A 13,600-nucleotide genomic window follows, 5' to 3' on the forward strand; every position below is an offset into this window, starting at 1 on the left:
TTATAATTAATTATTTAATTAATGTTTTACCTGTCATTTCTTTTGGCTGTGCTACATCTAGAAGAGTAAGCATCGTAGGAGCTAGATCTCCTAGGATACCGTCTTCACGAAGCTCTAAGCCTTGTTTGGTTACGATTACTGGAACAGGATTCGTTGTATGAGCCGTCATTGGATTACCTTCAAGCGTAATCACTTCATCAGCATTACCATGGTCTGCTGTGATGATTGCTGTACCGCCTTTAGCTAAAATTGCATCTACAATTTTGCCTAAGCACTCATCTACTGTTTCAATCGCTTTTACCGTTGGTTCTAACATACCTGAATGGCCTACCATATCAGGATTTGCAAAGTTTAATAAAATAGCGTCCTGCTTGTCGCCTTCGATTTCTGCAAGCAACGCGTCCGTCACTTCATAAGCACTCATCTCAGGTTTCAAGTCATATGTTGCTACTTTTGGTGAATCGATTAAGATACGTGTTTCACCAGGAAACTCTGCTTCACGTCCACCGCTCATAAAGAACGTTACGTGAGGATATTTTTCTGTCTCAGCAATACGAAGCTGCTTTAAGTTATTTTGAGATAATACTTCACCAAGCGTGTTATCTAAGTTAATTGGCTTAAAGGCTACATATCCGTCAACTGTTTCGCTAAAGTGAGTTAAACATACAAAATGTAAGTTTTTCGGATGTTTTTCACCGCGATCAAATGAGCGGAAATCTTCGTTTGCGAACGTGTTTGAAATTTGAATTGCGCGATCCGGACGGAAGTTGTAGAAAATAACTGCATCTTCGTCTTGAATTGTCGCAACTGGCGATCCGTCTTCTTTTGTAATAACAGAAGGTAAAACGAATTCGTCATAGATTCCATTTTCATATGAATCTTTTACGCACTCTTCAGCGCTTGTATATGATGGACCTTCGCCGTAAACCATTGCGCGGTATGATTTCTCTACGCGCTCCCAGCGTTTGTCGCGGTCCATTGAGTAGTAACGTCCTGAAAGTGTTGCAATTTCACCAACGCCGTACTCTTCAATTTTTTCATTAAGTTCTTTTAAATACGTTTCAGCAGATTGAGGTGCTACGTCACGACCATCTAAGAAGCCATGAATGTAGACTTTTTCTAAGCCTTCACTCTTAGCTAGACGCAATAATGCATATAGATGTTCGATGTGACTGTGTACACCGCCATCAGATAAAAGTCCGAAAAGATGGAGGTTTGTACCCTTTTCTTTTGCGTGCTTTACAGCTGCTAGAAGCGTTTCGTTTTGTTCAAACTCGCCTTCACGAATTGCTACGTTTACACGAGTTAAGCTTTGGTACACAATTCGGCCTGCGCCGATGTTTAAGTGACCTACTTCAGAGTTACCCATTTGGCCTTCTGGTAAGCCTACAGCTTCTCCAGATGCCTGAAGTGTAGCATGAGGATACTCGTTCCAGAAACGGTCGAAGTTTGGTTTTTTTGCATGTGTTACCGCATTACCTTTATCTTCATCGCGTAATGCAAAACCATCTAAGATGATTAATGCTACTGGCTTTTTACTCATTACTTACCAGCCTCCAAAAGCTGTAAGAAAGAATCTGCTTCTAAGCTTGCTCCACCTACTAAAGCTCCGTCAATGTCTGATTGAGACATATATTCTTTAATATTAGCAGGTTTTACGCTACCGCCGTATTGAATACGTACAGCATCTGCAACATCTTGAGAGAATTGTTCTGCAACAACGCTACGGATGTATGCACAAACTTCGTTTGCACCTTCAGCAGTTGAAGATTTACCTGTACCGATTGCCCAAATTGGCTCATATGCGATAACCGTTTGTTTTACTTGCTCATCAGTTAGACCCGCTAATGCTTTTTGTACTTGATTAGCTACAACTGTTTTTGTTTGGTCTTGTTCGTATTCTTCGTTTGTTTCACCGCAGCAAACAATTGGTGTTAAACCGTGTTTGAATGCAGCAATTGTTTTTTGGTTTACTGTTTCGTCCGTTTCAGCAAACATTTCACGACGCTCAGAGTGTCCTAAAATAACATAGTTCACGCCTAAATCTGCTAAAGCAACAGGGCTCACTTCTCCAGTGAACGCACCGTTTTCTTCAAAGTGCATGTTTTGTGCACCAATTTTTAAGTCTGTGCCTTTAGTCGCTTCTACTAAACGATCTAAAAATAGTGCAGGTGCACATACTACTGAATCTACGCTTTCAGGAGATGGTACTGCTCCCTTTACTTCTTCAACAAAGCTAGTTGCTTCAGAAAGTACTTTGTTCATTTTCCAGTTTCCTGCAATAATTGGTTTACGCATGTATAACACCGTCCTTTGTTTATTGTGGGTTTTCCCTTCACGCGTTAGATGTCCAAGAGGGTGCTGTTAAAAGTGATTCGGTCCCTTTTATCTTTTGGTCATCCTTCTTCGCTGCTTGATAATTATTTATATTATCAGTCGTCAGGTCGGTCCTCCGTCTTACTGAAACATAAACTTACTTATCGTTTAGTGCAACTACGCCTGGAAGTTCTTTACCTTCCATAAACTCTAGTGACGCACCGCCACCTGTAGAAATATGGCTCATTTTATCAGCTAGGTTGAATTTTTCAACAGCTGCTGCAGAGTCTCCTCCGCCGATTACTGAATATGTGTCAGTTGCTTCTGCTAAAGCTTCAGCTACTGCTTTTGTTCCGTTAGCAAATGCATCTAATTCAAATACACCCATTGGTCCATTCCAAATAACTAACTTAGAGTTTTTGATTACGTCAGCATAGATTTCACGCGTTTTCGGTCCTGCGTCTAAGCCTTCCCAATCGCTTGGAATGTTTTCAATTGATACAACTTGAGTATTAGCATCATTTGAGAAGTCATCTGCTACTACCACGTCCACTGGCATGTAGAAGTTTACTCCGTTTTTCTTAGCTTTTTCCATGAAAGATTTTGCAAGTTCAATCTTGTCTTCTTCAAGAAGTGATTTACCTACTTCATGACCTAGTGCCTTAATAAATGTGTAAGAAAGTCCTCCACCGATGATTAAGTTATCTACTTTATCAAGTAAGTGGTCAATTACACCGATTTTGTCTTTAACTTTTGCTCCACCAACGATTGCAGTAAATGGACGTTCTGGGTTTGATAATGCTTTTGAAAGCACATCAAGCTCTTTTTCCATTAAGAAACCTGCTACTGCTGGAATGTGTTGAGCGATTCCTTCTGTTGAAGCATGCGCACGGTGAGCTGCACCGAATGCATCATTTACGTATACATCTGCTAATTCAGCAAACGCTTTTGCTAATTCAGGGTCGTTTTTCTCTTCGCCTGGGTAAAAACGTACGTTTTCAAGTACTAAAACATCGCCTTCGCTCATGCCGTCGATTGTTTTCTTTACTTCTTCACCAAAAGCTTCGTCAGCTTTTGCAACGTCTTTACCAAGAAGAGCTTGTAAACGTTCTGCAACAGCATTTAGACGTAATTCTTCAACAACTTCGCCTTTTGGACGTCCAAGATGGCTAGCTAAAATTACTTTTGCACCTTGTTCTACTAAATATTGAATAGTAGGAACAGCTGCACGAATACGAGTTTCGTCTGTTACTTTTCCGTCTTTCATTGGTACGTTAAAGTCTACGCGACAAAATACTCGCTTTCCTTTTACATCGATGTCTTTCAACGTTTTTTTGTTCATCGTTAAAAGGCCTCCTTAAGTATTTATGGTACTAAGCAAGTAGGCTTCTATGTAATCATCAATCCACAAACCACCGTACATTTCATTTTATATATTGGCGCCTTTCTATATAAAGTGAAACTCCAGTTAGCTGTTTATGACGCTTTTTCATGTAGAAGCCAATACATAAATCAAGGAAGAGGGGGTATGCCCCTCTCTTCCTTAGCAAGTCTTATTATAGTCGTTCTATTTTCAGATATCCAATAAAAAAGGAAAGTCTAGTCGATTTCTGTCTTATTGAATCAAATAGAAGCGAATTTTAAGTTATTCTTATAGTCCTTTAGCAGCGATGTATTGAGCAAGGTCTACTACACGGTTAGAATATCCGCTCTCGTTATCGTACCAAGAGATAACTTTAACCATGTTACCTTCCATTACCATTGTAGATAATGCATCGATTGTAGAAGAGTTGATGTTACCATTGTAGTCACCAGATACTAGTGGCTCTTCGCTGTAACCAAGGATGCCTTTAAGATCGCCTTCAGCAGCTTCTTTAAGAGCGTTGTTTACATCTTCAACAGTTACTTCTTTGTCAAGTTCAGCAACTAAGTCTACTAAAGAAACGTTTGGAGTTGGAACACGCATAGCTCCACCGTTTAATTTACCTTTTAATTCAGGTAATACTAGAGATACAGCTTTAGCAGCACCAGTTGAAGTTGGGATGATGTTTTCAGCAGCTGCACGAGCACGACGGTAATCTTTGTGTGGTAAGTCTAAGATTTGTTGGTCGTTTGTGTAAGAGTGAACTGTTGTCATCATTCCGCGTTTAAGACCGAACTTGTCGTTTAACACTTTAGCAAATGGCGCTAAGCAGTTAGTTGTACAAGAAGCATTTGAAATTACGTTGTGGTTAGCTGCATCATATTTGTCTTCGTTAACACCCATTACGATTGTGATATCTTCATCAGATGCTGGAGCAGAGATAATTACTTTTTTAGCTCCTGCTTCTAAGTGTTTTGCAGCGTCAGCGCGTTTTGTGAAGAATCCAGTAGATTCAACAACGATTTCTACGCCTTGTTTGCCCCAAGATAATTGAGCTGGGTCACGTTCAGCAGAGATTTCGATTGTTTTACCGTTTACTACTAAGTTGCTACCATCTACTACTACTTCTGCATCTAATTTTCCGTGTACAGAATCATATTTTAAAAGGTGAGCAAGCATGTTAGCATCTGTTAAGTCGTTGATTGCTACTACTTCAACGTTATCATTTTTTAAAGCTGCGCGGAATACATTACGGCCGATACGACCAAATCCGTTAATACCAATTTTTACTGCCATGGGTATTTCCTCCTTGAATGTAAAAAGTATTTTTTATATGAGGGATTAATTAAAATCCCTTACTAACTCTTTTGCGGCGCCTTCATCTGTAATGAGAATCGAATCATGCGCTTGTTGCATAAACGCTTTAATTGCCTTTGCTTTTGATGAACCTCCTGCAACAGCAATAACACATTTATTGTTCTTTAAATCATCGAGTTGTATGCCAACTGTTTTAACTTTATGAACAACTTCGCCTTGATGATTAAAATAGTATCCAAATGCCTCACCTACAGCATGTCCATTTTTCACTTTTTCTAAGTCAGCTTGTGGTGTTTTACGGCGTTCTGCCATTGTCATAGCGTCTCCTATTCCGTGAACAACCATACCAGCGGACTTGATTAAATGAAGCATGTCTTTAATAGATGGCTCACCGATAATGGATCGGTATGCTTCATCACTAAGCTGATCTGGAACATGAAGCAAGCGATAGTGACTCATGGACTTTTCAGCCATCTTAGCACAAATCGTGTTTGCTTGGTTTTGTACATTTTCACCTAGCCCTCCGCGAGCAGGTACAAAAAGTACATCAGGGTGTTTTGAATCAGGTGTCATCATTTCCGCAACGGCGGCAAGCGTTGTACCACCTGTAACAGCAACGGTATTTTTTTCACCAACAAGGCGCTCCTTGATACACGAAACAGATGCTCGACCCATTTCATTTTTGACCCAAGGAGACTGATCACTATCTCCAGATACAACAACAACTTCTGATAAAGAAAACGCCTCTTTTAATGTTGTTTCCAATAATCGAAGTCCTGAAACTTCCTTCATTACTTCTTCTAATTCAGCTAGAAGTAGTTCTCCCTCGTTTGTAAGCGTCATCCCACTAGGGTAAATGTCAATCAAATCTTGTTCTTTTAAGAATGTTACTTCGCTTCGTAACACACGCTCTGTTAGCCCAAGGCTTACAGCTAAGTTTCTGCGGCCAATCGGCTGCATTAAACGTATGTATTGCAAGATTTGATAGCGCTTTTGCATAACTGAGAGAAGTTCAGGTAATAATTTTCGTTGTACTTCTATTAAAGAACGCATGTTAAAATCCCCTTAAGGCATAAACTTGCTGGACATATTTTGTCCCGTATAGACATATTATGTCCCACCTTGCGCAAAAAAATTCACCCTGCTACAAATTCTATTCTAACAGGAGTGAATCCTTTATTCAACTCATGTGTTGCCTATTTTTAAAAGTAAGCGTTTTCTTAATGGAATACCTGTTATTTTTCCATATTCCACTTCTTCTCCATCCATTTCTACTACAGGAATCGCAAGGTGATACTTTTCCAGCCACTCATCGTTTTTGTAAATATCTCGTTCAATAAGCTGAAAGGGAAACTCAGACTGCAGCTCTGCAAGCAGCTTCTTTGCATCATCGCATAAATGACAGCCATTTTTGATATACAGTACGACTTCCACATTCTCACTCCTTTACTGTGTGACAAAAAGTTTTCGTTGACTAGATGGTAGAACGTTTAATTGGTCTCGATATTTGGCTACCGTTCTTCTTGAAATAGTAACGTTATAATTGCTTTGCAAGACGTTAGCCAACTGCTGATCTGAAAGCGGACGCTGTTTGTTTTCTTCCGATACTAGCTTTTTAAGCAGTTCTTTTACGTGAGTTGTAGAAGTCGCTTCGTTGTTGCCCAGTTGAATGCTAGTTGAGAAAAAAGATTTCATTGAAAAGGTGCCAAAAGGCGTTTGAATATATTTGTGCCGAGTAGCACGGCTAATCGTTGATTCATGCACAGATGTTTGCTCCGCTACTTCCTTCATTGTTAAGGGCTTCAAATACGAAGGACCCTTTTTAAAAAATGCTTCTTGTTCAACGAGTAAGGTATTCATTAATGCGTTTAATGTATCTTTGCGTGTGTGTAAGCTTTTCATAATCCATTGAAATTCACGATATTTCTCTTGTAAATAAGAAAACATTTCTTGGTTTTGCCTATTTTTCAGCTGAAGTTTGTACTGTTCATTCACTGAAAGTCGAGGTTCCAAATCCTCATTTGCATAAGCAACGACATTTCCATCTTCAATTTTTACAATAAAATCCGGTACAATGAATCGTTCATTGGACTTCATATAAAACGATCCAGGACGAGGATTTAATTTCTTAATCTGTTCATGTAAGTGTTGAAGAGCTTCAAGTGAGATTTGACATAACTTTGAGATTTTCATCCATTTTTTATACGCAAATTCCTCAAAGTGATGTGTCAAAATTTGCTCTATTTTTTCTGTCCATTGATTATTCCTTTTTAATTGAAGCATTAAGCACTCTTGTAAACTTCTTGCCCCTACTCCTGCCGGGTCCATCTGCTGCACAAGCTGGAGAGCCTTTTCAACCTGCTCTTGATCTTGGCCCAGCTGGTTAGCAAGTATGATTAACTCATCGTGCAAATAGCCAGCATCATCCAGACTATGAATAACAAACTCAACGGCTGCCTGCTCACATTCATCTAATTTTAATAATGCGGATTGATTCATTAAATGTTCGTACAGCGTTTCTTTAGGAGCTGGTATACTGCTCATATAATCTGTTGAATCAGAAGTTGCATGATTTTTTTGATTGTGAGATGTATAGACGGGCAGCTCTGAAAAATCTATAAGCGGATTTTGAAGCGCCTGCTCATGTAAAAACGCTACAATATCCATCGATGAATATTGTAAAAGAGAAATAGCTTGTGATAATTCTTTTGACATCGTCAGCTTTAACGACTGCTGCTGAAATAATCCAATCTCCATTATTTCTCCCCTCCCCTTCATCTATTTTACTATAAAAACGCTTTCAAAGAGCATGTAACTATTTTTTATATGTAATTTTTTCATCAAAAAATCTCCGTCAACCTTTGTTAACGAAGCGGTTCATCCTACTTTTAATTACTAACCATCAAATAAGTAATAGAGCTATACACCTTTATAACTTTTCATTATAATTCGCACCGACCACATGATCCGAGTAATAATCCGACATGACGTTTTCTTCGTCATGTCGAATTTTCTGCATTTGTATAATATATAGAAGAATTGCTTATTGAATAGTTTGTGCCATTTGCATAAACTTGTCCAAGTTTTCTTCATCATTTTTCGTAAAAATGGTTAGCTTCATTGGTTTCTTTCCTTTAACTAACACGGCATTTACCGTATGATCGCCAGATGTGGCTTCATACCAAACAGAATCTTTGAAGATTCCATTCTCTTCAAGATTCTTTTTCTCTGCTGCATTTTTATTAACTGCTGCTGCCGTTTGTTTAACAGATTGAGCAGCGTCGTCCAGCGATGCTTCTGATGAAAGCATTTCAATACGCATAAATTGAGAATCATCTGAAGTTAATACTAACGCATCTTTTCCTGGTTCTTCACCCGTTAGTTGATAACCGTCCATTACTTGAATAGAATAATCTTGTTCTGGGCTTTTTGTTAGTTTTGTTTCTGAAGAAGACGTTGACTGTCCATCTTCCGCTGTTTCGCTAGTTGATGATTGACTTCCTGAAGGTTTGGCTGAGACCTCAGAAGAATCCGCATCTTTTTTCGAATTTTCTTTTGCAGCGCCTGATGTTTGATCAGATTTAGAAGCTGTATCCTGCTGAACATTTTCTGCTTGATCATTAGACTTCGGCTGAGCAGAATCTTCGTTCGTCCCGCATGCAGACAGCAATAGTGCTACCGATGCACTGACAATGAAAAGTTTGTTTATATATTTCATATTTATTCCTCCTCCGTGTTTCTTTTCCTTATATACTGTTTTATAGTATTCTGACAAATTCCGCAACCGGTACAATGGAATTAATTTCTTGCTTCCTTACGCGTATAAAGGATTACAGAAGAAAAATAAATATTGTTTTTTGAGAATATGAGCCTTTTTACTCAAAATAAAAAACGCTGCGTAATCCGCAACGTTTTAAGACGCCCTCGACAGGATTCGAACCCACCCTAAGAGAACCGGAATCTCTTGTGCTATCCACTACACTACGAGGGCATATTTGTCACAACTTCCATTATAGGAGAGAAAACTTCTCTTTTCAATAGAATACTACGTTTATTTTTTTTAGAAGGGGGAAAAATTTTAATAATGTCAAAGAGGAATACATAGTCTTTTAAGCGAATATGTGTAGTAGAGGTTCTTTTGTTTGACCTTTATTGACCATACGTGTATTATAGGTACATAACAAATTATTCTTGTTAAGGAGGAATTTAATATGAACTTAATTCCTACAGTTATTGAACAAACAAACCGTGGTGAACGTGCTTATGACATTTATTCACGTTTATTAAAAGACCGCATTATTATTTTAGGTAGTGCTATTGACGATAATGTAGCTAACTCAATCGTTTCTCAGCTTCTATTCTTAGCTGCTGAAGACCCAGAAAAAGACATCTCACTTTATATCAACAGTCCAGGTGGCTCTATTACAGCTGGAATGGCTATCTACGATACGATGCAATTCATTAAGCCAAAAGTTTCTACAATTTGTATCGGTATGGCTGCATCAATGGGTGCTTTCTTACTGGCTGCTGGCGAAAAGGGCAAACGTTTTGCTCTTCCAAACAGCGAAGTAATGATTCATCAACCTCTTGGTGGTGCTCAAGGACAAGCTACTGAAATCGAAATTGCGGCAAAACGTATTCTATTCTTACGTGAAAAACTAAATTCAATTTTAGCTGAGCGTACAGGTCAACCGTTAGAAGTGCTACAACGTGATACAGATCGTGATAATTTCATGACTGCTGAACGCGCTTTAGAATACGGTCTAATTGACAAAGTATTAGAAAACGACCCTAAATAAGAAAAAAGCCTTTCCCACTTTGGGAAAGGCTTTTTTATGCATCGTTCTCTACGTAAGCTACTAACGCATCCATTGCTTCTTTTTCATCTACCCCTTCAACAATGAGCGTAATAAGAGACCCATTATTAATCGCTAAGCTCATTAACCCCATGATACTTTTAGCGTTGACTACTTTCTCATCTTTCTTCAAGTACACATCAGATGTAAAACGAGTTGCTTCTTGCACAAATAGTGCCGCAACACGAGCCTGTAATCCCGTTTTTAATTTTACTTCTACTTGTTTTTCCATGATAAAATCCTCCCCCTTGCAATTCCCCTTATGTGACTGGCTGACCGGCGCGAAGCTTGTCTGCTATTTGGTCAATTTTACGCAACCGATGGTTAATGCCCGATTTGCTAATTTGACCTCCAGATACCATCTCACCAAGCTCCTTTAACGTGACGTCTTGGTATTCCACACGCAAACGAGCAATTTCTCTTAGCTTTTCTGGTAAGATATCTAATCCAGCTGTTTCATCAATATAACGAATGTTTTCCACTTGACGAATAGCCGCTCCGATCGTTTTATTTAAGTTAGCTGTTTCACAATTAACTAAGCGATTAACGGAATTCCGCATATCTCGGACGATTCTTACATCCTCAAACCGTAAAAGAGCGTTATGGGCTCCAATGATATTGAGAAACTCCGTAATTTTCTCAGCTTCTTTCAAATAGTTAATATAGCCTTTTTTCCGTTCTAATGTTTTACTATTTAATTGAAATTCGTTCATTAAATTGCATAAAGCTTCGTTGTGCTCTTCATACAATGAAAAGATTTCAAGATGGTATGATGATGTCTCTGGGTTATTAATAGAACCGCCGGCTAAAAATGCGCCTCTTAAGTAGGATCGCTTACAGCATTTCTTTTGTACTAGCTCTGGTGAAATACGATGTGTAAAGGTGAATCCTTCTTCTACAATTTTCAAGTCTTCCAAAAGCATTCTCGTTTTCTCTACTAATCGAACAATATATACATTGTTTTTCTTCAAGCGCATTTTCTTACGCACAAGCAGTTCTACTGACACATCATAATTTTTCTTAAGCAGGACATAAATGCGCCGAGCAATCGCTGCATTTTCTGTTTGAACATCAACCGTGAATTTTTTATTCGAAAAAGAAAGTGAACCATTCATTCGAATTAATGCAGAAAGCTCTGCTTTTGCACAGCAATCTTTGACTTCTAAATTCGTTAACTCTTTTTTTGTTTCTGATGCAAATGACATAACTTCACCTCCAATCTACATACGGAAATAGTGTTAAACACCCGTATTGGCTTTACCTTGCAGCGATGTCAGCATAGAATACACAAGCTTTGCTACTTTTTTTGTATCATGCCTAATTACGCTGCCGTCATATTGAATAATTTGATCTTCAATCACTTCTAACCCTAACTTTAGCAATACTTCACGATCATATTCTACAGGCTGAGCCTGCTCTACTTGATATTTCTTTTTCAAAGGTGCTGGAATAGGTGCATTATTGACGATAATCGCATCTAAAAATGCACACGGCATATGATTGTAAAGCGCTTTAATATGATCACTTGCCTTAAAACCTAATGTCTCACCTGGCTGCGTCATCACATTGCATACGTACACTTTCTTTGCTTTTGTCGAACAAAGCTCGTTACAAATATCTTGCACCAGTAAATTCGGCAAAATACTTGTATAAAGACTTCCGGGCCCCAATACAATTAAATCAGCGCGTCGAATAGCTTTTATTGTCTCGACAAGCGGTTTCACATCGGCAGGCGATAAAAACACTTTATTAATTTTTTTATTAACTTCTGGAATTTTTGATTCACCTGTTACGATGGATCCATCTTGCATCTCCGCATGCAGCACGACACTTTGATTAGCTGCTGGAAGTACTTTCCCTCTGACGTTTAGTACTTTGCTCATTTCTCGTATAGCATGCACAAAATCGCCAGTAATAGACGTCATAGCTGCAAGCAACAAATTGCCAAGAGAATGGCCTGTAAGCTCATTTCCTGTATCAAATCGATGCTGAAAAAGCTCTTCAACTAGTGGCTCTACATCAGATAAAGCAACTAGCACATTTCGAATATCACCAGGAGCAGGGATTTCAAGTTCATCGCGCAATCGGCCAGAACTTCCCCCGTCGTCTGCTACGGTTACGATAGCTGTAAGATCAAGAGGGTATTCTTTCAACCCTCTTAACAGCACTGGTAAACCCGTTCCTCCCCCAATGACGACAACTTTTGGAAGCTGTTCACTGCTCATCTATGATTTTCCTTTCTCCTCTCAATGTCACGATGAGAAATATGAGTTTTGTATTCATTCTGGAAATGGTGACCTAAATATTCAGCTAATGTGACGGAGCGATGCTGTCCGCCTGTACATCCTATAGCAATGACCAGCTGGCTTTTACCTTCTCGCTTGTACTGTGGAAGCATAAATGAAAGCAAGTCTACTACCTTTTCAATGAACTTTTGAGTTTCCGTCCATTTTAATACGTAAGAAGAAACCTCCTCTTCAAGCCCTGTTTTAGGACGCATATGGTCAATGTAGTGAGGGTTTGGCAAAAAGCGCACGTCAAAGACTAAATCAGCGTCAATAGGCACCCCGTATTTAAAACCAAATGACATCACATTAACAGTAAAAACCTGTGAAGCGTGCGAAGAAAACTGAGTTAAAATCTTTTCTCTAAGCTCTCTTGGCTTTAACTCTGATGTCTCATAAATAAGCTGAGCTCTTCCCTTTAACTCCTCAAGCAGCTCCCGTTCCATACCAATTCCTTCTAACGGTAAACCCGAAGGAGCTAGCGGATGTGAACGTCTCGTTTCTTTGTAGCGCGTCACCAGTACAGAATCTTTTGCATCTAAAAATAAAATTTGTGGCGTGACCCACGTTGTTTCACTCATGTTATCCAATGCTTCAAATAGGCTTTCAAAAAACTCTCTGCCTCGCAAATCCATAACAAGAGCAACTTTATTCATTTTATTCCCTGACTCTTTCATGAGTTCTAAAAATTTCGGTAGCAATGTAGGGGGTAAATTATCTACACAAAAGAACCCTAAATCTTCAAAACTCTGAATTGCTACTGTTTTTCCTGCACCTGACATTCCAGTAATAATTACTAATTGAATATCGCTTACAGACCCAGTACTCATTTTCCATCCCCCTCAATCTATGCATACATGTCTATTTATCATTAACAAGGATCAATTCGATAAGATAATAACTCGAAATCCGTTGTATACGTAAAGTTGCCATAAATAACACCCGACCCTTTTGCTACATAATCGATAATGTGATGATCTCCCGGTGCCATCGGCAATTCACTTACTTCACTCAAATTATGCCAACCGAGTTTGCCTTCTTCTGATTCTAGCACATTTGTCCCATCAAAATCTGTAGCAAAAAAAGTAAACATCATCCATTCAGATGAAATTTGATCGTTTTCTTTCATCGTAAAAGTAAAGATACCTTTTACAGTGGGATTTTTCAAATAAATTCCCGTTTCTTCACGAAATTCTCTTACAACCGAGTCTTTTACAGATTCTCCTTGCTCCATTTTCCCACCCGGGGCCACCCACCAGTTTCTTCGTGGCTTTTGAAGCAACAATACTTTATCGTCTTTCATTAATACGCAATTTGTGACCCTTTGCATGTTTTCCACCTCATCATATGTATACTGACATTTTCTTTTATTATACTACGAAACAAACTTCTCTCACAACGGAGATGAACTAACTATTACTAAATTTTCTGAAAATAAACACTTGCTGTTATATACGTAAATT

14 protein-coding genes and 1 tRNA gene are annotated in these 13,600 nt (G+C 38.8%); 1 reads left to right on the forward strand and 14 read right to left on the reverse strand.

From position 1 onward, the window contains the following. Positions 1-10 precede the first annotated feature (10 nt). The 9 genes from gpmI to ACO1DI_RS09975 all read right to left on the reverse strand — a co-directional run bounded on the left by gpmI (position 11) and on the right by ACO1DI_RS09975 (position 8,987). Positions 11-1,543 (reverse strand): 2,3-bisphosphoglycerate-independent phosphoglycerate mutase, encoded by a 1,533-nt coding sequence (gene gpmI / locus ACO1DI_RS09935; protein WP_116074735.1) that lies wholly within the window; start codon positions 1,541-1,543, stop codon positions 11-13. Continuing rightward, entirely contained in the window at positions 1,543-2,298 is a 756-nt protein-coding gene (gene tpiA / locus ACO1DI_RS09940) for a triose-phosphate isomerase (protein ID WP_013085385.1), read from the reverse strand. The genes gpmI and tpiA overlap by 1 nt, the downstream gene beginning before the upstream one ends. Positions 2,299-2,473: 175 nt before the next feature. Then, a complete protein-coding gene (locus ACO1DI_RS09945) occupies positions 2,474-3,658 on the reverse strand; it encodes a phosphoglycerate kinase (RefSeq protein WP_115655052.1) in 1,185 nt (394 codons plus the stop codon). Positions 3,659-3,967: 309 nt separating this feature from the next. Beyond that, on the reverse strand, positions 3,968-4,975 hold the full coding sequence (gap, locus tag ACO1DI_RS09950; RefSeq protein ID WP_013059702.1) for a type I glyceraldehyde-3-phosphate dehydrogenase: 1,008 nt from the start codon (positions 4,973-4,975) through the stop codon (positions 3,968-3,970). A gap of 45 nt (positions 4,976-5,020) precedes the next feature. Further along, positions 5,021-6,049: a sugar-binding transcriptional regulator gene (locus ACO1DI_RS09955; protein WP_014457838.1), complete on the reverse strand. Its 1,029-nt coding sequence runs from the start codon at positions 6,047-6,049 to the stop codon at positions 5,021-5,023. 132 nt (positions 6,050-6,181) lie between these two features. After that, complete coding sequence (locus ACO1DI_RS09960) at positions 6,182-6,430, reverse strand: glutaredoxin family protein (RefSeq protein WP_014457837.1); 249 nt, start codon at positions 6,428-6,430, stop codon at positions 6,182-6,184. Between the two features lie 12 nt (positions 6,431-6,442). Beyond that, positions 6,443-7,753, reverse strand: coding sequence for an RNA polymerase factor sigma-54 (gene rpoN, locus ACO1DI_RS09965; RefSeq protein ID WP_209368027.1), 1,311 nt, complete (start codon positions 7,751-7,753; stop codon positions 6,443-6,445). A gap of 286 nt (positions 7,754-8,039) precedes the next feature. Continuing rightward, a complete protein-coding gene (locus ACO1DI_RS09970; protein ID WP_209368030.1) occupies positions 8,040-8,714 on the reverse strand; it encodes a hypothetical protein in 675 nt (224 codons plus the stop codon). Between the two features lie 201 nt (positions 8,715-8,915). Further along, positions 8,916-8,987 (reverse strand) — tRNA-Arg (locus ACO1DI_RS09975). 220 nt (positions 8,988-9,207) lie between these two features. On the opposite strand from ACO1DI_RS09975, the gene clpP reads away from it, so the two are divergent. After that, positions 9,208-9,795 carry an ATP-dependent Clp endopeptidase proteolytic subunit ClpP gene (gene clpP, locus ACO1DI_RS09980; protein ID WP_013059707.1) on the forward strand — a complete coding sequence of 196 codons (588 nt, stop codon included), beginning with the start codon at positions 9,208-9,210 and terminating at the stop codon, positions 9,793-9,795. Positions 9,796-9,829: 34 nt separating this feature from the next. Here the strand turns inward: clpP and ACO1DI_RS09985 are convergent, their stop codons facing one another. The 5 genes from ACO1DI_RS09985 to ACO1DI_RS10005 are packed head-to-tail and all read right to left on the reverse strand — an operon-like array spanning position 9,830 to position 13,467. Next, positions 9,830-10,084 carry an HPr family phosphocarrier protein gene (locus tag ACO1DI_RS09985; protein ID WP_013059708.1) on the reverse strand — a complete coding sequence of 85 codons (255 nt, stop codon included), beginning with the start codon at positions 10,082-10,084 and terminating at the stop codon, positions 9,830-9,832. Positions 10,085-10,112: 28 nt separating this feature from the next. Further along, complete coding sequence (gene whiA / locus ACO1DI_RS09990) at positions 10,113-11,057, reverse strand: DNA-binding protein WhiA (RefSeq protein WP_013085390.1); 945 nt, start codon at positions 11,055-11,057, stop codon at positions 10,113-10,115. Positions 11,058-11,090: 33 nt separating this feature from the next. Next, positions 11,091-12,077 (reverse strand): gluconeogenesis factor YvcK family protein, encoded by a 987-nt coding sequence (locus tag ACO1DI_RS09995; RefSeq protein WP_013085391.1) that lies wholly within the window; start codon positions 12,075-12,077, stop codon positions 11,091-11,093. After that, complete coding sequence (gene rapZ / locus ACO1DI_RS10000) at positions 12,074-12,967, reverse strand: RNase adapter RapZ (protein WP_013059711.1); 894 nt, start codon at positions 12,965-12,967, stop codon at positions 12,074-12,076. Before rapZ ends, ACO1DI_RS09995 begins: the two co-directional genes overlap by 4 nt. Before the next feature lie 41 nt (positions 12,968-13,008). Next, positions 13,009-13,467, reverse strand: coding sequence for an 8-oxo-dGTP diphosphatase (locus tag ACO1DI_RS10005; protein ID WP_013059712.1), 459 nt, complete (start codon positions 13,465-13,467; stop codon positions 13,009-13,011). Between the last annotated feature and the right edge of the window lie 133 nt (positions 13,468-13,600).

This window comes from Priestia sp. 40 (assembly GCF_049368575.1).
GTDB classification, from domain to species: Bacteria; Bacillota; Bacilli; order Bacillales; family Bacillaceae_H; genus Priestia; species Priestia zanthoxyli.

Coding starts and splice junctions, on each gene's coding strand:
- whiA (WP_013085390.1), bottom strand. CDS start 11,057: ATGTCATTTGCATCAGAAACAAAAAAAGAGTTAACGAATTTAGAAGTC.
- tpiA (WP_013085385.1), bottom strand. CDS start 2,298: ATGCGTAAACCAATTATTGCAGGAAACTGGAAAATGAACAAAGTACTT.
- ACO1DI_RS09955 (WP_014457838.1), bottom strand. CDS start 6,049: ATGCGTTCTTTAATAGAAGTACAACGAAAATTATTACCTGAACTTCTC.
- ACO1DI_RS09995 (WP_013085391.1), bottom strand. CDS start 12,077: ATGAGCAGTGAACAGCTTCCAAAAGTTGTCGTCATTGGGGGAGGAACG.
- rpoN (WP_209368027.1), bottom strand. CDS start 7,753: ATGGAGATTGGATTATTTCAGCAGCAGTCGTTAAAGCTGACGATGTCA.
- ACO1DI_RS09970 (WP_209368030.1), bottom strand. CDS start 8,714: ATGAAATATATAAACAAACTTTTCATTGTCAGTGCATCGGTAGCACTA.
- rapZ (WP_013059711.1), bottom strand. CDS start 12,967: ATGAGTACTGGGTCTGTAAGCGATATTCAATTAGTAATTATTACTGGA.
- ACO1DI_RS09985 (WP_013059708.1), bottom strand. CDS start 10,084: ATGGAAAAACAAGTAGAAGTAAAATTAAAAACGGGATTACAGGCTCGT.
- clpP (WP_013059707.1), top strand. CDS start 9,208: ATGAACTTAATTCCTACAGTTATTGAACAAACAAACCGTGGTGAACGT.
- ACO1DI_RS09945 (WP_115655052.1), bottom strand. CDS start 3,658: ATGAACAAAAAAACGTTGAAAGACATCGATGTAAAAGGAAAGCGAGTA.
- ACO1DI_RS10005 (WP_013059712.1), bottom strand. CDS start 13,467: ATGCAAAGGGTCACAAATTGCGTATTAATGAAAGACGATAAAGTATTG.
- gpmI (WP_116074735.1), bottom strand. CDS start 1,543: ATGAGTAAAAAGCCAGTAGCATTAATCATCTTAGATGGTTTTGCATTA.
- gap (WP_013059702.1), bottom strand. CDS start 4,975: ATGGCAGTAAAAATTGGTATTAACGGATTTGGTCGTATCGGCCGTAAT.